Origin of the sequence: Nonomuraea sp. NPDC050733 (assembly GCF_040654215.1) — a bacterium.
Taxonomy (GTDB): Bacteria; Actinomycetota; Actinomycetes; order Streptosporangiales; family Streptosporangiaceae; genus Nonomuraea.
Genome location: NZ_JBFAHO010000002.1, coordinates 612766 through 630711, shown reverse-complemented (window position 1 = coordinate 630711; position 17946 = coordinate 612766). Strand labels below are relative to the sequence as shown.

Below are 17946 nucleotides of genomic sequence, written 5' to 3'. Positions count from 1 at the left end.
AACCATTCTTCTAGATCACGCGTCTCATCAGGTGGGCCGGCTCCTGATGGGAGAGGCAAAATGGAGTGGAGCGCTCCCGGTTATACGGAAGTCAAGCAGCTCGGGTCGGGCGGCAGCGGCCGGGTCGTGCTGGCCGTGCACGACGAGACGGGCGTCAGGGTAGCCGTCAAGTACCTCTCCGAGGCGTTACGGCGCGACCCCGAGGCGCTCGCCCGCTTCCAGTCGGAGGCGCGCCTGCTGGTCACGCTGCGCGACCCGCACATCGCCACGATGTGGGAGTACGTCCAGGACCATGACGGCGCCGCCATCGTGATGGAGCTGGTCAACGGCGTGTCCCTGCGGGCGCTGCTGCGCGAGAACGGCACGACGGGGCCGGAGGCGGCGCTGACCGTGCTGAAGGGCTCGCTGCTCGGCCTCGCGCGGGCGCACCGCCTGCGCCTGGTCCACAAGGACTACAAGCCGGAGAACGTCATCGTCCGCGACGACGGGGTGAGCAAGCTCGTCGACTTCGGCATCGCCGTACGGGAGGGCGCGACCGCGCGTCCCGAGGGCACGCCCCCGTACATGGCTCCGGAGCTGTGGGCCGGCGCCCCCGCCTCGCCCGCGACGGACGTGTACGCGGTGACGGCCGTCTTCTTCGAGTGCCTGACCGGTCACCGGCCCTACCGCTCGACCGAGCCGAGCGTGCTCGGCTACCAGCACGTGTACGCGCCGATCCCCGTCCAGGACGCGCCCGAGCCGGTGCGCGAGCTGCTCATGCGCGGCCTGGCCAAGGACCCGGCCGACCGGCCGCGCGGCGCCGAGGCGTTCGTGGCGGAGCTGGAGGAGACGGCGCGGGCCGCGTACGGCGACGACTGGGAGGAGCGCGGCAGGCGGCGGCTGGCCGGGCTCGTCGCGCTGCTCGCCCTGCTGCTGCCCGTGCCCGAGACGCCGCCCGCGCAGGTGAGCACGTCTCTGGCGCGGACGGTCTTCCGCGGCGGGCACGAGCTGGGGCGCACAGTGGCGCGGGCCGCCCGGCACAACGCGGTGCGGCTGGCCATGGGCGCCGGCCTGGCCGTCGTGGTGGCCGTCGCGGCGGTGTTCGTGCTGGCGAGCCGGGACCGCCTGCTGCCCCGGCCCATCGACGTGGCCGCCGCCGCGCCGAGCGACTCCGCCGGGCCCGCCGAGCTGGTGTCGCCGCCCGCCACGCCGGTGGGCGCCACGGAGAGCCCGACGCCGGAGCCGGCCGTGTTCCCACCGGAGAGCACCGGGCCGGCCGTGGTCGTCCCGGCGACCAGCGGCGGCCCCACGCCCCCGGCGACGCGCGGCCGGACGCCCACGCCTCCGCCCGTGCGCATCACGCGGCGGCCCACACCGCGGGTGACGGTCACGCCGCCGGCCACCCAGCCGCCCGCCACCCGGCGGCCCACGACATCCCCGCCGACCACGCTTCCCCCGACCACGCCGCCCCCTCCTCCCCCGACGACGCCTCCTCCGAGCACGCCTCCTCCGGGCACGCCTCCTCCGGGCACGCCGGCCCCCACACCGGTGCCCGCGACCTCGGTGGCGGCGCTCGCCCTCGGCGGCCTCACGGTGAACGAGGACGCCGTCGCCGCGGCCACGGTCACGATCCGCGCCACCGGCGCCGCGCCCATCGCCGCGACCGCCACCTGGGCCGTGGCGGGTGAAGCCGTCCACACCGAGCGGCTGCGGCTCAGCGGCGGCACCTCCTACACCCGCGCGCTCAGCCACACGCTGGCCGAGCGTCCCTGCGGCAGGACCGTCACGCTGACCGTCGCCACCACGCCCGCCGCTCCCGGAGGGGCCAGGACCGCCACGCTGAGCGTCCCGCCGTGCCCCACGACCGTGACGGGTCTGCGGGTGTCGCTGGACATGTCGCCCTCACCGGGCACCGGGGCCTCGGCGCGAGTCCGGGTGACGACGAGCGGCACCGGGGAGGTGCCGGTGCAGGCGAGGTTCGCGGTCAACGGGGACACCGTCGGCACCGGGACCGCCACGCTGGCCGGCCGCACCTCCTACAGCCGCTCGTTCGGCCAGGGCTTCAGGACCAGGCCGTGCGGGGCGACGTTGTCCGTGACGGTCACGGCCGGCGGTGAGCAGGCCAGCGCCCGCACCCGGGTGACGTGCCCGCCGGGGGTCCGGCGGGTCTCCATCGTCCGGGCCACGGTCGACGGCCGGGGCGGGGCCGTCTCGGTGGTCACGGTCTCGACCGTGAACGACCGCCCGGTGCGGCTGGCGGTCACGTTCTCGGCCGGGGGCAGGCAGCACACCGAGCAGCTCACGCTGTCGGGCGACACGTCGTACACCCGTACGCTGAGCCACGCGTTCGGCGAGCTGCCGTGCGGAGCGCGCTGGGCCGTCCGGGCGGCGACGCGGCCACGCGCGGCCGGGGGCGGCGACGCGGCGAGCGGCTCCACACCGGAGTGCCCGCCGGAGGAGGAACCCTCCCATGGTCCCGAGCCGTCCACGGACCCGCCCAGCTCCGGCCCTTCCGTGACGCCCTCACCCCGCCCGGACGAGCCCACGACCGACCGGCCCACGACCGACCGGCCCTCGACCGACCGGCCGGCACCGGGCGAGCCCGGCTGACCCTCTGGAACGGCCTCTCTGGGTCCCGCCATCCGTACCGGCACCCCGGCCCCAGCGGCTGGGGACGGCGGTGGTGAGCTTGCGATTTCTGACTTATCGGGATAACCGAGCCCAGAAAACGCTTGCCGCTGGTTAAGCTACGGTGCGTTTGTTCAGGGTGGGGGCCCATGAATGTGCAGAGGAGACAGTTGTGCACGGTGGTGGGCAATGGGAGGTCCCCGGTTACCGCGCCGTCCGGGAGCTGGGCAGCGGGTCCGCCGGACGGGTGGTGCTGGCGCGGCGTGACCACGACGGCGCCGAGGTCGCCGTCAAGTACCTTTCCGACGAGCTCCGGGCCGACGTGGGCTTCGTCGCCCGCTTCCGGCACGAGGCGCGCCTCCTCGGCACGCTGCGCAGCCCGTACAACGCCCGCCTGATCGACTACGTCGAGGCGGGCGCCGGCGCGGCCATCGTGATGGAGCTGGTGAACGGCGTTTCACTGCGCCAGCTCCTCCGCTCCGAGGGCCCGACCGGGGCCGAGGCCGCGCTGGCCGTGCTGAAGGGCTCGCTCAAGGGCCTGGCCGCCGCGCACGCCATCGGCGTGGTGCACCGCGACTTCAAGCCCGAGAACGTCATGGTCCAGGCCGACGGCGCGAGCAAGCTCGTCGACTTCGGCATCGCGGCGCGGGCCGGCGAGCAGGCGAGCGCCGCAGGCACCCCGCCGTACATGGCGCCCGAGCAGTGGTCGGGCGCGCCGGCCGCGCCCTCCACCGACGTGTACGCCGCCACGGTGGTGTTCTTCGAGTGCCTGACCGGCACCCGCCCGTTCCGCGGGTCCACCATGGCCGCGCTCGCCCGGCAGCACCAGAGCGCGCAGCCGCCGGTGGACGAGGTTCCCGCCCCGCTGCAGGGGCTGGTCCGGCGGGGCCTGGCCAAGGACTCCTCCGAGCGGCCGCCGTCCGCCGAGGCGTTCCTGACCGAGCTGGAGGCGGTCGCGGCCGAGGCGTACGGAGCCGGCTGGGAGGAGCGCGGACGCCGGCGCCTGTCGAGCCTGGCGGCGCTGCTGCTCGCGCTGTTCCCGACGCCGCCCGACGCGCCGGCGGAGGCGCAGACCTCGCTGGCCGAGACCCGCTTCCCCGAGCCGTCGAAGCTACTGGCCAGGCTGTCGTCGAAGATCCTCATCGGTACGGCCTGCGTCGCCGTGGTGGTCGGCGTGGCGCTGGTGGCGGTCAACGTGTTCGACGGGAACACGACCCTGAGGGCGCAGATCACCCCGGTGACGCCCACCGCGGACTCACCCGCGGCGGGCGAGCCCGGCATCGGCGACCCGTCGGACGACCCCTCGGAGGAGCCGTCGGAGGAGCCCACCGAGGAGCCGTCGGACGACCCGGCGCCCTCCGCCGAGCAGACGCCGACGACCGGGCCGACCGCGACCGCCGCGCCCGTGGCGACGAAGACCGCGACGCCCACGCCCCGCGCCCGCCGCACACCCCGGACGACGCCCACCCCGACGAGGACGCGGGCGACGCGGGCGACCAGGACGCCGACGCCCACCGCGTCGGACGAGCCGCAGGTCCTCGGCACGCTCGACGACCAGGACGGCGCCACGACCGCGCCGCGGCCCTCGTCGCCCCCGGCCACGAGCCCGCGGCCGACCTTCACCATGCCGACCCGCACCCCGCCCACCCAGACGAGCGAGCCCACCGAGACGGCCCCTCCGCCGTCCCAGACGACCCAGCCCTCCTCGACCCGAGGGGGCGAGGGAGGCGGTGGGCGTGAGACCACCGGCGGCGAGCCGACGAGGGGCGACGGGGAGCCCACCGGGGGCGACGTCCCGCGCGTGGCTCCGGCCGACGAGCGGGGCAGCGCGGCGGGCGTGCTGCTGGCGACCGGGCTGGTGACGTCGGGAGCGGTTCCGGTCACACTTGCGGTCAGACGCCGCGTGGCGGGGCGGCACCGGAGGCGGCGATGACAGCGCCGGGGGGCGGCGGCGATGGAGAACTCTAGGGACGGTATCGCCGGTTTCCGGCTGACCGAGCACACCTGGATCACCGAGGTGGGCAACTGGATCGACGCGATCTCGCCGGACGGCCGACGGGCCGGGGCGCTGCTGTTCGACCCGAGAGTGGTCGGGCTGCCCGGCGTGCGCGACCGGGTCGTGGCGACCGTCCTGACCGACCAGCGGCTGGTGCTGGGCGGGCTCGGCGGGCTGATCCCGGTGGCGGACGTGGTGGCCGCCGGGGAGCAGGTGTGGCTGCTCACCGCGCAGGCGGTCAGCCCCACGCTGTCCGACCTGCTGAACGCCGGCGCCGTGGACGCGGGCGGCGCCGCGTCGGTGCTCGCGGAGACGGCCCAGACGCTGCTCGCGCTGCACGCCGCGGGGGTGACGCACGGCTCGCTGCACCCGGGGACCGTGGTCGTCGCGGCCGACGGCGGCGCCCTGCTGTCGGAGCGCGGGCTGAGCGACGCCATTCGGGGCCAGGCGTCGCCGCCGGCGCGCGACGCCGAGTCGTGGGCGGCGCTGGCCCGTGGGCTGGCGGCCTCGGTGCGGGACGCGCCGGGAGCCGTCGAGCTGTTCGAGCGGGCGGCCGCCACGGCCACCACCCACGGCCTGGCCGCCGCGCGCGACACGGTGCTGTCCGGGCGGGGCGCGCTGCCGGGCGGCACGGTCAGCCGGGACCGGCTGGCCCAGGCGGCCCGGGGACGCTCGGCGTTCGCCCAGCCGCCCGTGCGGGCGCTGCCGTACCCGCCGGAGCCGGTGGACGAGGGCGACATCGTCACGCTCCTGCATGTGCCCGGCCGCTCCCCCGCCCCCTACGGCGGTCCCGCCGAGAGCGCGGCGCCGATGCGGTTCGGTCCCGGCGTGGAGACGCGGCAGGAGCGGGCGGAGACCGCCGCGGAGCGGATGTGGCGCGAGGGCAAGGAGGAGCGGACCGTCCAGGGCGGCCGTGCCGTCCGGGCCTCACGGGCGCGGCGCCGCCGCACGGTCCTCGCCGCGGCGCTGTTCGCGGTCGTCATGGCGGGCGCGATCCTGGCCTGGCTCAGGCTGGGCGGCGGCGGACCCGAGCTGGCGGTCGCGTCGGTGGACGTCACCGGCCCGAAGAAGCCGCAGGGCTGCGACAGCGCCGTGGTGATCACCGGCACCATCGTGACCAACGGCGGCACGGGCGAGATCCGGTACGAGTGGCGCAAGAGTCTCGACAAGGAGGTGGTCAGTCGGACCCTGCGCACCACCGCCGACCGGACCTCCTACCAGGTGCCGCTGAGGTGGTCACTCAAGGGCAGGAGCACGGTCAAGGCGACGGCCACGTTGCGCGTCGTGTCGCCGGGCCCCGTGCGCACCGACAAGGCGAGCTTCACGTACAAGTGCTGAGGTGCGGTCGGCGGCGGCGCCGACAATGCATATCAATGCGGTTCTTACTAATCTGGCGAGCATGACCACGCAGACCCCCGCGGGCTGGTACCCGGACCCCTACGGATCGCCCCAACTCCGTTGGTGGGACGGCGCCCAGTGGACCGACGCCACGCATCCGCAGGAGCCCGGGACGGCGCCGCAGCAGCAGCCGCCCTCGGGGTCGCAGCCCGGCCACGACTGGTCGGCCACCCCCGCGAACCCGACGCTCCAGTACGGCCAGCCGACCTTCGCCCCGCAGCCGTACGCGCAGGGCGACCAGCCCGGCCAGCCGGGACAGCCGGGCGGGCCGGGGTACGGCACGGGCGGACCGGGCGGACCGGGCGGACCGGGACAGGCATACGGCGCGCCGCAGCAGAGCGGACCGAACCAGCCGTACGGCCCCGGACAGCCGAACGGCCCCGGGCAGCCTCCGTACGGCTCGCCCCAGCCCACCCAGGTGCTGCCCACGTACGGGCACGAGGGCGGCCCCTACGGGCAGCAGCCCGGCGGTCAGGCGCAGTGGGGCGGCGCGCCGCTCCCCGGCCCGGGCTTCGGCCCGCCGCCGAAGCAGCGCAATCCCATGCCGTGGGTGTTCGGCGGCCTGGCGGCGCTGGTCGTGGTGGCGCTCATCGTGGTCGCGGGCATCTTCCTGGTCAACCGGGAGGGTTCGCCGGTCGCCTCGTCCCCGACCTCCGGGCCGACCGAGACCGAGGCGCCGTCCGACCCGCCCTCGGAGTCTCCGACCGGGCCGCCCCCCAGCTCGCAGCCCACGCCGGCCGAGCTGCCGAAGCCGCACGACGGCCGCGTCACCGACCCGCTGGCCGGCCTCTCGTACGCCGTGCCCGAGGGCTGGACGGTGCCGGACGCCTCCGAGGTCACCAGCACCGAGCCCACGCGGCAGAGCTGGTCGAGCGGCGTGGAGAAGATCGCCCACGAGAAGTACGAGGGCGACAGCAACTGGATCGGCAACATCTACACGGGCCGCCTGAACGACCTGTTCCCCTACGAGGGCAAGCAGAGTCTCGGCCTGACGGCCAAGGCGGTGTACATCGACTTCGGCAAGTACTACCAGCTCCAGCACACGACCAAGATCCTGCAGGACAAGGCGATCAAGGTCGGGGGCAAGGACGCCTGGCTGATGCAGTTCCAGCTCGACTTCAGCAAGGTCTCGAAGCAGAAGGGCTACAAGTGGAACAAGGAGAACGGCGCGATCGTGCTCATGGACCGCGGTGAGGGGGAGCGCCCGGCCCTCTTTTACGTGTCCGTTCCCGACAATCTCGGGACCAATGTGGTCGCCCAGGTTCTCAGCTCACTCAAGCCTGCCTGACGCTTGGCACTAGTCTGGTCCTGAGAGCAAGCGGCGGGTGTCTCCGAGCCGCTTGGGCGAGGAGAACGAATGAGTGACGTGCTGGTCTGGATCGACTGCGAGATGACCGGGCTGGACCTTGGCCGCGACGCGCTCGTCGAGGTGGCGTGCGTCATCACCGACAGCGAGCTCAACCAGCTCGACGAGGGCGTCGACGTGGTCATCAAGCCGCCGCCCGAGTCGCTGGAGCAGATGTCGCAGGTCGTCCGCGAGATGCACACCGCCTCGGGGCTGCTGCCTGAGCTCGCGGGCGGGGTGACGCTGGCGGAGGCGGAGTCGCTTGTGCTCGACTACATCCGCCGCCATGTCCCCGAGCCGAAGAGGGCGCCGCTGTGCGGCAACTCCATCGGCACCGACCGCACGTTCATCTCGCGTGACATGCCGGCGGTCGACGCCCACCTGCATTACCGGATGATCGACGTGTCCTCCATCAAGGAGCTGGTGCGCCGGTGGTACCCCCGTGTCTACTTCGCGGCGCCGGAGAAGCAGGGCGGGCACCGGGCGCTGGCCGACATCACGGAGAGCATCAGGGAACTGCGTTACTACCGCGCGGCGGTGTTCGTGGCCCAGCCCGGCCCCGACTCGGCGACGGCGCGCACACTGGCCGAGCGCGTCAGCGGCTGACCCGGGAGACGACCGAACGCGCCGGCGGGTGTGGGGGACGAAACACGTGTCGGCGCGCCGCTGATGGCGTAAAGACTCCCGAACACCGCTACACTTTTCCTGTGCCGCCTCGCGGGGCGGCTCATGGTGGGTGTAGCTCAGTTGGCAGAGCGCCAGGTTGTGGTCCTGGATGCCGAGGGTTCAAGTCCCTTCACTCACCCCGCACGCGATGGCCGGTCCCACGGGACCGGCCATCGCCGTTTTCTCCTTGTCATCCCCAAAGCGAGTCAATGCGAGTTATGCTCGCTGTCTACCGCTAACGCCGGAAGCGCGGGGGCATCGGCGATTCTGACCGTCTGCGCGCCCCCGGAGGCCGGATGAGAGTCGACGACGCAGCGTTCGATAGCGTGTTCACGTCCTTGAGCAAGCGCGAGGCGGAGGTCATGGACCTGATCGCCACGGGTCAGTCCAACGGCCAGATCGCGCGGCGGCTCTTCCTCAGCGAGAAGACGGTCAAGAACCACGTCAACCGCATCTACGCCAAGCTGGGCGTGGACTCGCGCGTCACCGCCATCCGCCTCTGGCTGTCCCGCAACGGCTGACCCCGGGCACGCCCCTCTTCCGGGTATCCCCGCCCACGTTCCACGATCCCGCGCGGCCCGGTTCCGGCGCCACGCGGGAGTTCTCACATACCCACTTTTCCGGCCGTGCCCGCCTTTCCCGCTGTTCCCCCTTTTTCCGCTCGTACGGCCTTTCATGCCTTTTAACGGCAAATAGAACGACCAGAAAGGCGGACGCCCGGGTTAGGGGGATGAAGGGTAAAAGAAGGGCACATGGCCGCCAGCCACCCGCCGGACGACCGCGAACGCGGGACACTCCGGGTGAGACGGCGAATACGCGAAACCCCTTGCGGGCCCGGCCATCCCGGCAGCGTCAACGGCCGGCGAACGATGCCTGATCGTTCGGTAAGGCTCGTGTGCCGCGCGGAGCGTCCCCCGACCCGGCACATATAACGGGTTCCGTAGTGAACATGTCGCCGGCCATTCCCGTCGCCATGTTCTATGGCCCGCACTACCGTCTCGGGGAGTCCGAAATGGCACAAAAAGTCAGGAAATCAATATTCGCGGCCGTGGCGGTAGGAGGTGGGATCGCCTTCGGAACCGCGGGGCTGGCCACAGCCGTCGCGCACACGGCCGCCGCCGCGCAGGCCACCACCGCCGCGCAGGCCGGCACGGCCCTGCGGGTGCCGCTCCTGCAGCCGCCGTACCCGCCGTGCCCTCGCGTGGACGCCGACGTCGACGCCTGCCTCCAGAACAACAATGTCAGCGACAACGACAACGACGCCGTGGCCGACGCCGTCGCCGTTGACGTGGGCGAGGACGAGGACGAGGAGGAGGCCACCGAGTCCACCTCCGCCCACCAGTCGTCCGGCGACGTGGACCTCGGCGACTTCAGCCAGCTCGACGTCCTGTCGAACTCGCCGGCGCCCCAGCCGATCTCCGACCTCGTGCCGGGCTCGGCCGCGAACTGCGACGAGGACTGTGACGCCCCGGGTGCCCTGGCGGCCGACGACGGCGAGCATGGTCTCACGGCGGACAGCACCACGGCCGAGGAGCTGGCGGACACCGACGCGGGCCTGATCCAAGCCCTCGACGACGATGACGACGGGGACGACGACGGCGACGATGGCGACGACGACTCCGATGACGACGGGGACGATGACGACAACGTCACCCCGACGCCCACGCCGAGCGACTTCGACAAGAACTTCACCGTTGACCTCGGCCCGTGGGACGACGGCCCGTGGGGCGGTCCCCACGGCCACGACGGTGGCTGCTTCGAGGTGGAGTGCTGGAAGAAGGAGGCCGCCGAGCTGCCGATGACCGGCACGGACGTGCGTCCGCTGATGGCCGCGGGCACGGGCCTGCTGCTCATCGGCGCCGCGGGCACCGTCGTCGCCGTGAGGCGCCGCCGCTCCTCCGATGCCAAGTAAGAAGCGGCAGCCACGTAGGACCCGGCGTCGACTCCTCGTCGCCGGATTGCTGGGTCCGGCCGCGTGTCTCACGCTGGCCGGCGCCTGGGAGGCGCGTCTCGGCCTGGACGTGCGCGAGCACCTCCAGGCGACCAGGGACGCGCTGGAACGGCTCCCCGCGAGCGCCCCGGAACTCATGGACGGGGCGCTCGCGGACGCGCGCCGGCACGCCGCCGAGGCGCGCCGGCTCACCGCGGGCCCGGACTGGTCGTTGCTCACCCGCTCGCCCCTCGTCGGGGACGGCGCGACGGCCGTCCGCGGCCTGGCCGACACCGCCGCCGAGCTCACCGACGTCCTCGCCACCGTGCACCGGAGCGGCGAGCGGCTGGTGCGGCCCGGCGGCTTCTCCATGCGCGACGCCTCCCGCCTGCTCGGCGAGCTCGCCGCGGCCGGGCCCGGGCTGGACTCCGCCGCGACCCGGATCGCCGAGGCCAGGCAGCGCCTGACCGCCACCCCGGCTGACACCGGCCTGGCCGAGCTGGACACGGCCCGCGCGACGGTCCTGCGCGAGACGGACCGGCTGCACGGCTACCTCCACGCCGCGGCGGGCGCCGCCGCGCTGCTCCCCCCGATGCTGGGCCACGACGGCCCGCGCCACTACTTCCTGGCCTTCCAGACCAACGCCGAGGCCCGCGGCACCGGCGGCCTGGTCGGCGCCTTCGGCATCCTCCACGCCGGACACGGCAAGATCGGCATCGACCGGCTCTCCTCCAACACGGGCCTGGCCGAGAGCCCCGTACCGGTCGCCGACCACGGCCGTGCCTACCGCGCCCGCTACGGCCGCGAAGCCCTCTCGATGCTGTCCATCTCCAACCTGTCCCCGCACTTCCCGTACGCGGCGGCCACGTGGGCCGGGCTGTGGGAGCGGCAGACCGGGCAGCGCCTGGACGGCGCGATCGCCACCGACCCCGTCGGCCTGTCCCGCCTGCTGGAGCTCATCGGCCCGGTCAAGCTGCCGGACGGCACGGTCGTGACCGCGCGGAACGTCGTGGACCTCACCGAGCGGGAGGCGTACGCCCGCTTCGACGACCCGCGGCGGCGCAAGCGGTTCCTCATCCGCATCGCCGGCGCGGTCAGCGAGGCCATGTTCCAGGCCCGCCCCGACGCGCTCAGGGCGGTGTCCGTCCTGACGCGTATGGTGGAGGAGCGGCGCATCCAGATCTGGAGCCGCCACGACGCCGAGGAGCGGCGCCTGGCCGACACCCCGCTCGGCGGCGTCCTGCCGCGCGACGCCGGGCCGTTCGCCGGGCTGGTCGTGAACAACTCCGCCGGCAACAAGCTCGACTACTACCTGAACCGCTCGCTGGAGTACCGGCTCGGGCGGTGCAGCCCCAGCGGGTGGCGCGCCTCACGCGTCCGCGTGCGGCTGGGCAACGACGTGCCGCGCCGCGGGCTGCCGGAGTACGTGACGGCCCGCCTCGACGCGCCGGAGCAGCGCCACACCGAGGGCTCGACGCTGCTCTGGGTGTCGCTGTACGCGGGCGTGGGCGCCCGGGCGGAGGAGGTGCGCGTCGACGGCGAGCGGATCGAGCCCATCCGGGAGGTGGAGCGCTCGCATCCCGTCTACTCCACGGTGCTGGAGTTCGCCCCCGGCCAGGCGCGGACCGTGGACTTCCTGCTGATGGAGCCCGCGTCGGCCGCGGCGCCGGAGGTGCCGGTGCAGCCGCTCGTCCGGCCGCAGACCACGCGGATCCTCCAGGACCGGCGCGGCTGCCTGTCCCCCTCGCCCCAGGAATGACCGTGCGCGACACCACGGACGACTTCCGCATCCTGTTCGTGTGCACGGGCAACCTCTGCCGGTCGCCGCTGGCCGAGCGGCTCACCCGGGCGGCGCTCGGCCCCGGCTTCCTGGTGGGGAGCGCGGGAACGCGCGCGGTGCCCGGCAGGCAGATGCCCGAGCAGGCCCGGCGGGCGTTGCTGCGGCTCGGCGGCGACCCGTCCGGCTTCCTCTCCCGGACCCTGACGGCCGCTCTGGTGGCCGAGGCCGACCTGGTGCTGACCGCGACCGCCGCCCACCGGGCCGAGGTCGTGGCACTGCACCTGCCGTCGGCCACGCGGGCGTTCACCGTCACCGAGTTCGGGGCGCTGGCGAGCGAGGTGGCCGGCGAGGACGCCGGCCGGGAGCCCGACCCCGTGTGCCGGGCCCGGATGCTCGTGGACCAGGCCGCGTCGCTGCGCGGCCTGGTCCGGGTCGGCCAGGTCGACATCCCCGACCCGTACGGCAGGTCCCGATGGGCCTATCGGGCCGCCGGGCGCCGGATCGCCGAGGCGCTGGCGGTGCCGTTGTGGCTGCTCACGCGTCCACCGGCGTCTTGACCTCGACCGCCACCGGGGTCTCTTGCCCGTATCCGTATCCGTATCCGTATCCGTCGTAACGGAAGGCCTTGAGCGGGACGAAGTTCAGCACCGTGCCGACGACCCGGGTGTTGATGGACCTCAGCAGCTCCGCGCCGCGCACGAGATGCTCGTGCCGGGTCCGGCCGTACCTGGCCACGATGATCGTCCCGTCGCACAGCGCGGACAGCGTGGCGGCGTCGGTGACGGGCAGCAGCGGCGGCGCGTCGATGATCACGATGTCGTAGTCCGCCGTGAGCTGGGCCAGCAGCTCCCGCATGCCCCGGGAGCCGAGGAGTTCACTCGGGTTCGGTGGGATCTGGCCACACGGCAGCACGAACAGGCGCGACTCGCCCCACGTCTGGATGACGCTCTCCAGGCTGACCTTGCCGATGAGCACGTCGGTCAGGCCGACGCCGCCCTCGATGCCGAAGTAGTCGGGCAGCCGGGGCCGGCGCAGGTCGCCGTCCACGAGCAGGACCCGCCAGCCGGCCTGGGCGAGGGTGATGGCGAGGTTGGAGGAGGTGGACGACTTGCCCTCGTTGGGCAGGCAGCTCGTCACCACCAGCGACTTCGGCTGCCGGTCGACGCCGATGAACTGCAGGTTGGTGCGGAACGACCGGAACGCCTCCGCCCGGGACGAGCGTCCCCTTCGGCGTACGATGAGCGGATAGCGCTTGGCGTCCCTCTCGTAGCTGATGATCCCGAGCGTGGAGCTGCCGGTCGCCTGCTGCAGCGCGCCGGTGTTCTTGATGGTGGTGTCCAGGCGGTCACGCAGGATGAGCGAGCTCACGGCGACCACCAGCCCCACCAGGATCGCGACCAGGACGTTGACCACCGGCATGGGGCTGACCGGCTCCTTGGGAACCTCGGCCTCGTCGATGATGGTCACCTTGACCGTGGGCCGGCTGGTGGGCGTCGGCCGCTCGATCTGGCTCACCAGCCGCGCGAACTTGGCGCCCAGGGCGTTGGCCAGGGAGGCGGCCCGCGCGGGGTCCTCGTCGGTGACCATCGCGCGCAGCAGCACGGTGCCCGGCACGACCTCGGCGGTGATGCGCTGCCGCAGGCGGTCCACGTCCTCGGGCGTGGTCACCTGGCTCACCATGCGACGGCTCGTCAGCAGGTTGGCGTAGGACTGCACGCCCTGCGACAGCGTGCTCACCTGGTAGGCGGGCGAGAAGCCGCCCTGCTTGTCGTAGCTGGAGAACAGCATGGTGGTCGTCGCGGCGTACTTGAGCGGCATGTTCGCCGTGATGACCAGTCCCGTGCTCACCGAGAGGACCAGTGACAGCAGAATGAGCCACCAGTCCTTGCGAGCCAGCCTGATGAAGGAGAGCAGGTCCAAGGGATCATCCCCGCCTTTCGCGGATTCGTGGAGGGTTCTCGAGAGGACGGCGTGGCGCGTACACCTTGACTCCTTGGAGCAGGGCGACGGCGGCGACGGCCGTCCCCGCCGCGACGATCGCAGCGGTGAGCGGCGGCACCAGGCCGAGGACCATCGACGCGCAGAGCGCGCCCGCGAGCATGGCGATCAGGCCGAGCACGACCGCGACCATGCGGGTGTCGAAGCCGAGCCGGCGCAGCCGGTGCGAGACGTGGTCGGTCCCGCCCGCGAGAGGTGAGCGGCCGGCCCGCACGCGTGACAGGAACACCACGCCGGTGTCGACCGTCGCGACGAACGTCGGCAGCAGCAGCCCGGCGATCACGGCGTCCACGCCGCGCCCGCTGACCAGGACGATCGCCGAGCAGGTCAGGCCGAACCCGATGAACAGCGATCCGGCGTCCCCCATGAACATCCGGGCCGGCGCCCAGTTGTGGGGCAGGAAGCCCAGCGCGGCGCCCGCCAGCACGACCAGGAAGAGTCCCAGCGCCGGCTGTGCCAGCACGAAGGCGATCGCGGCGAGGAACGCGGCCGTGGCGACGGTGACCGTCCCCAGCGCGCCGTCCATGTTGTCGAGCAGGTTGAAGGAGTTCGTCACCACGACGATCCACACGATCGTGAGCGGGGCGTCGGGCCAGCCGCCGGTGACGGTCAGCACGACACCGGCGAGCACGACGCCGGTGGCCGCCACCGTCTCCACGACCAGCCGCGTGACGGCCGGCAGCGAGGCGACGTCGTCGATGAGACCGAGGGCGGCCACCGCGGTGGCCGCCAGCAGGATCGCGGTGAGCCGCCGGTCGGACAGACCCGCGGCGACAGCCGTGATCACGACCGTGACCAGCGCGATCGCGATGCCGCCGAGGTACGGTGTCGGGCGTGCGTGGGCCTTGTGACCGCCGGGACGGTCGGTGAAGCCCCAGCGCGACGCCAGGCGTTTCAGCGGCACGGCGATCAACGCCGTGAGCACGAGGGCGGCCACGAAGGCCGCCGGTGGGAGCACGCCGCTCACCGCATCGCCACCGCGAGCTCCTCGCGCGCCTCCCTGACGACCTCCATGAGGATCTTGTCCAGCGTGCGCTGCGGCGTCCACCCGGTGAGGTTACGGATCTTGGTCGTGTCGGGGACCCTGCGGGTCATGTCCTCAAAGCCCTTGCGGTAGGCCTCGTGGTACGGGATCAGGTCGACGCCGGAGGTGGATCCCGTGTGCTCGATGACCAGCTTGGCCAGCTCCAGGATGCTCACCTCCTCCGCCGAGCCGATGTTGAAGGTCTGGCCGATCGCCGCCTCGTGGCCGAGCAGCCGCAGCAGGGCGTCGACCACGTCGGCGACGTGGGCGAAGCAGCGGGTCTGGGTGCCGTCGCCGTGCACCGTGAGCGGCACTCCGGTGAGGGCCTGCTGCACGAGGCGCGGGATGACCATGCCGTAGGCGGGGCTCTGCCGTGGCCCCACGGTGTTGAACAGCCTGACCACGACGGCGGGCAGGCCGCGTTCGTGGTGATAGGCGTTGGCCAGGATCTCGTCCACGGCCTTGGCGGTGCTGTACGCCCAGCGCACGACCCCGGTGTTGCCGAGGATGCGGTCGGCCTCCTCGTGCAGCGGGCCCGAGGAGTTCTTGCCGTAGATCTCGCTGGTGCTGGCGACGAGGATCTTCTTGCGGTAGCGGTGCGCCGCCTCGATGACGATCTCGGAGCCCCTGATGTTGGTCATCAGCGACCTCAGCGGCTGCTCCACGATCAGCTTGACCCCGACGGCGGCGGCCAGGTGGACCACCACGTCGCACTGGTGGACGAGCTCGTCCACCACCACCTCGTCCAGGATGGACCCCTGCACGAAGCGGAGGTTGGGGTGCGGGCGCAGGTTCTTCAGCCGTCCGGTCGACAGGTCGTCGAGGACCAGCACCGCATCGCCGCGGGCGAGCAGGGCGTCGGTCAGGTGCGACCCGATGAACCCGCTGCCGCCCGTTATCAGGTACGTGCACGTGACTGCGTTGCTCATGTTTCCCCCAGGGACACGTTCGTTGGCTGCGGATGGCGGCGCTTCACGCGCGCACGCCGGGGCTCGCGGTCATCTCCTGCCGGAACCAGGCGACCGTCATGCGGAGCCCGTCCTCGAGCGAAACGGGCCGCACCCCCGGAAACAGCTGGCCCAGCAGCTCGGGGGAAGCCTGGGACTCCCGGATGTCGCCGGTGCGCGGCGGAAGGAAGACGGCGTCGAGCGGCCGGTCGAGCACCGAGCCGAGCACGTCCTTCAGCGTCAGGAGCGAGACGCGGGTGCCGAAGGCCAGGTTGACCGGCTTGGCGCTGGTCGCGCGGCGCAGGACCGCCTCGCACAGCACCTGCGTCACCGAGCCCACGTACGTGAAGTCGCGGGCCTGGTGCCCGTCGCCGTGGATCGGCACCGGCGCCCCCTCCAGCGCCGTGGACACGAAAGCGGGGATGACAGCCGCGTAGGCGTGGCCGGCGGGCTGCAGCGGGCCGTAGACGTTGAAGAAGCGGAACGGCAGCACCGGCAGGCCGAAGCTCGACGCGTACGCCAGGGCGTAGGCCTCGGTCGCCAGCTTGCTCACCCCGTACGGGCTGAGCGGCCTGGTCGGCAGGTCCTCGTGCTTGCACTGCGCCGTGGCGTCGCCGTACACGGACGACGACGACGCGAGGATCACGTGCGGCCTGGCGGGCCGGCACGCCTCCAGGACCCGGAGCGTGCCGGTCGCGTTGACCTCGTGCGAGGCGAGCGGGTCGAGCAGGGAGCGGGGCACCGACGGGCGCGCGGCGAGGTGGACGACGGTCGTGGCGTCCGCGACCAGGCCGTTCAGCACGTCCTCGTCCAGGATGCTGCCCAGCACGAACCGCACCCCGACGCCGTCGAGGTTGGCCAGGTTCCCCGTGCTCAGGTCGTCCAGCACCGTGATGCTCTCGATCTCCGGCCGTGCCGCGAGCGCCCGGCACAGGTTCGCGCCGATGAAGCCGGCGCCGCCGGTTACCAGGACTTTCACCTGTTGATCCCTCCTGTAGTGACACGACGGTCCCGGCGGGACTCGCCCAGCGATCGGTAGAGGGCCTCGGTGTCGGCGACGAGGCGGTCCACGTCGAACGAGGCGGTGGACCAGCGGCGGGCGGCCTCGCCCATCCGGCTCGCGAGCGGGGGGTCGGAAAGCAGCCTCACGGTGTGCTCCACCAGGTCGCCGGCGTCGGTGCCGGTGGCGAGCAGCCCCGTGTGTCCGTCCTGGACCACCTCGGCGACACTGCCGACCCGGGTGGAGACGACGGGTGTGCCGGCCATCTGCGCCTCGATGAGCGTGAGCGGGGTTCCCTCGTTGTCGGAGGTCAGCAGGACCACGTCGGCGGCCGCGTAGACCGTTTCGACGTCCTTGCGCCAGCCCAGCAGGTGGAAGGCGTCGCGGGCGGGCGCGATGTCCCGCTCCAGCTGCTCCTGCAGCTCACCGCCGCCGCAGACGACGAAGCGGCAGCCGGGCGTCCTGCGCAGCACCTCCAGCGCCGTCGCGGCGAGCCGGTCGGGCCGCTTGACCTGGGTGAGCCGGCCGACGAACGCCACGACCGGGGCCTCCAGGGGCAGGCCGAGGCTCTGCCGCGCGGAGGCCCGGCCGGGCACGGGCCCCAGCCGGACGCCGGGCGGGATGACGACGTACTGCTCCGGGCGGCCGATCCCGGCCCCCAGCAGATCGTCGCGCACCCGCGCGCCCACGGTCACCAGCCGATCCGACATGGAGGCCAGGACGCGTTCGGAGCGCACGTACAGCGCGCGTTTGGGGCCGGAGAAGTAGCCGTCGAGCAGGTGCCCGTGGAAGACGTGGACCCGGGCCGCGCCGACGCCCGCCAGCCCGGCCGCCAGCCGCCCGAGCGCGCCCGCCTTGGCGGTCCGCGTGTGGACGACGTGCGGCCGGAAGGCCCGCATCGCGGAGACCAGCGCGAACAGGGCACGGCAGTCGTCCGTGGGCCGGACGGAACGGCCCAGCCCGGGGATGCGGTGCACCCGCACGCTCGACCGCCGGAGGCCGAGGTGGTCGCCCTCGCCGTCGCCGACGTGTCCTGTGTAGAGACGGTGCTCGAATTCCTCCGGATTGAGCCGCTCGGAAAGCCCGAGCACCTGGGTCGCGGGGCCGCCCACGTTCATCCGGGCGATGATTTCCATGACGCGAATCCGACTGTCCGGCTTCATGCGGCTCCTAGAGGACGGGCCTGGCTCACGTCCGCGAAGCTAGCTGCGGTATCAGCGATTTCGGCTTACGGCGTCGCGGTCAGTGGTGAAAT

At 73.0% G+C, this 17946-nt stretch carries 14 protein-coding genes and 1 tRNA gene; 10 read left to right on the top strand and 5 right to left on the bottom strand.

The genetic code is table 11. The features are described 5' to 3' along the window. The first annotated feature begins 60 nt into the window (after positions 1-60). The 10 genes from AB0H64_RS06405 (at position 61) to AB0H64_RS06360 (ending at position 12279) form a co-directional block, all read left to right on the top strand. On the top strand, positions 61-2589 hold the full coding sequence (locus tag AB0H64_RS06405; protein ID WP_357620724.1) for a protein kinase: 2529 nt from the start codon (positions 61-63) through the stop codon (positions 2587-2589). A 190-nt stretch (positions 2590-2779) separates the two neighbouring features. Next, positions 2780-4540, top strand: coding sequence for a serine/threonine-protein kinase (locus AB0H64_RS06400; protein WP_357620722.1), 1761 nt, complete (start codon positions 2780-2782; stop codon positions 4538-4540). A 21-nt stretch (positions 4541-4561) separates the two neighbouring features. Next, the gene (locus AB0H64_RS06395; RefSeq protein ID WP_357620720.1) at positions 4562-5941 is read left to right on the top strand and encodes a hypothetical protein; all 1380 of its coding nucleotides are present in this window, start codon (positions 4562-4564) and stop codon (positions 5939-5941) included. Positions 5942-6002: 61 nt separating this feature from the next. Then, on the top strand, positions 6003-7289 hold the full coding sequence (locus AB0H64_RS06390) for an APA family fibronectin-binding glycoprotein (RefSeq protein ID WP_357620718.1): 1287 nt from the start codon (positions 6003-6005) through the stop codon (positions 7287-7289). 69 nt (positions 7290-7358) lie between these two features. Further along, positions 7359-7952 (top strand): oligoribonuclease, encoded by a 594-nt coding sequence (orn, locus tag AB0H64_RS06385; RefSeq protein ID WP_310716412.1) that lies wholly within the window; start codon positions 7359-7361, stop codon positions 7950-7952. A 126-nt stretch (positions 7953-8078) separates the two neighbouring features. Then, positions 8079-8151: transfer RNA gene (locus AB0H64_RS06380), tRNA-His, on the top strand. A gap of 187 nt (positions 8152-8338) precedes the next feature. After that, on the top strand, positions 8339-8533 hold the full coding sequence (locus AB0H64_RS06375) for a response regulator transcription factor (protein ID WP_357620716.1): 195 nt from the start codon (positions 8339-8341) through the stop codon (positions 8531-8533). A 527-nt stretch (positions 8534-9060) separates the two neighbouring features. Then, positions 9061-9924, top strand: coding sequence for an LPXTG cell wall anchor domain-containing protein (locus AB0H64_RS06370; RefSeq protein ID WP_357620714.1), 864 nt, complete (start codon positions 9061-9063; stop codon positions 9922-9924). A gap of 46 nt (positions 9925-9970) precedes the next feature. Further along, on the top strand, positions 9971-11701 hold the full coding sequence (locus AB0H64_RS06365; RefSeq protein WP_357620712.1) for a DUF4012 domain-containing protein: 1731 nt from the start codon (positions 9971-9973) through the stop codon (positions 11699-11701). A 2-nt stretch (positions 11702-11703) separates the two neighbouring features. Then, positions 11704-12279 (top strand): hypothetical protein, encoded by a 576-nt coding sequence (locus tag AB0H64_RS06360; protein WP_357620710.1) that lies wholly within the window; start codon positions 11704-11706, stop codon positions 12277-12279. Here AB0H64_RS06360 and AB0H64_RS06355 read toward each other — a convergent pair. From AB0H64_RS06355 to AB0H64_RS06335, 5 genes are read right to left on the bottom strand one after another with little or no spacing between them, the layout of a single operon-like run. After that, complete coding sequence (locus AB0H64_RS06355; protein WP_357620708.1) at positions 12257-13642, bottom strand: polysaccharide biosynthesis tyrosine autokinase; 1386 nt, start codon at positions 13640-13642, stop codon at positions 12257-12259. The two genes, AB0H64_RS06360 and AB0H64_RS06355, sit on opposite strands and share 23 nt — an antisense overlap. Before the next feature lie 4 nt (positions 13643-13646). Then, positions 13647-14687 carry an MraY family glycosyltransferase gene (locus AB0H64_RS06350; protein ID WP_357620706.1) on the bottom strand — a complete coding sequence of 347 codons (1041 nt, stop codon included), beginning with the start codon at positions 14685-14687 and terminating at the stop codon, positions 13647-13649. Further along, a complete protein-coding gene (locus tag AB0H64_RS06345) occupies positions 14684-15673 on the bottom strand; it encodes a GDP-mannose 4,6-dehydratase (protein WP_357620704.1) in 990 nt (329 codons plus the stop codon). Before AB0H64_RS06345 ends, AB0H64_RS06350 begins: the two co-directional genes overlap by 4 nt. Before the next feature lie 43 nt (positions 15674-15716). Then, complete coding sequence (locus AB0H64_RS06340; RefSeq protein WP_357620702.1) at positions 15717-16670, bottom strand: NAD-dependent epimerase/dehydratase family protein; 954 nt, start codon at positions 16668-16670, stop codon at positions 15717-15719. After that, on the bottom strand, positions 16667-17827 hold the full coding sequence (locus AB0H64_RS06335; RefSeq protein WP_357620700.1) for a glycosyltransferase: 1161 nt from the start codon (positions 17825-17827) through the stop codon (positions 16667-16669). Before AB0H64_RS06335 ends, AB0H64_RS06340 begins: the two co-directional genes overlap by 4 nt. Between the last annotated feature and the right edge of the window lie 119 nt (positions 17828-17946).

What these genes read in the sequence shown, in the direction of transcription:
- AB0H64_RS06405 (WP_357620724.1), top strand. Translation starts at nt 61, where the DNA reads ATGGAGTGGAGCGCTCCCGGTTATACGGAAGTCAAGCAGCTCGGGTCG.
- AB0H64_RS06395 (WP_357620720.1), top strand. Translation starts at nt 4,562, where the DNA reads ATGGAGAACTCTAGGGACGGTATCGCCGGTTTCCGGCTGACCGAGCAC.
- AB0H64_RS06390 (WP_357620718.1), top strand. Translation starts at nt 6,003, where the DNA reads ATGACCACGCAGACCCCCGCGGGCTGGTACCCGGACCCCTACGGATCG.
- orn (WP_310716412.1), top strand. Translation starts at nt 7,359, where the DNA reads ATGAGTGACGTGCTGGTCTGGATCGACTGCGAGATGACCGGGCTGGAC.
- AB0H64_RS06345 (WP_357620704.1), bottom strand. Translation starts at nt 15,673, where the DNA reads ATGAGCAACGCAGTCACGTGCACGTACCTGATAACGGGCGGCAGCGGG.
- AB0H64_RS06335 (WP_357620700.1), bottom strand. Translation starts at nt 17,827, where the DNA reads ATGGAAATCATCGCCCGGATGAACGTGGGCGGCCCCGCGACCCAGGTG.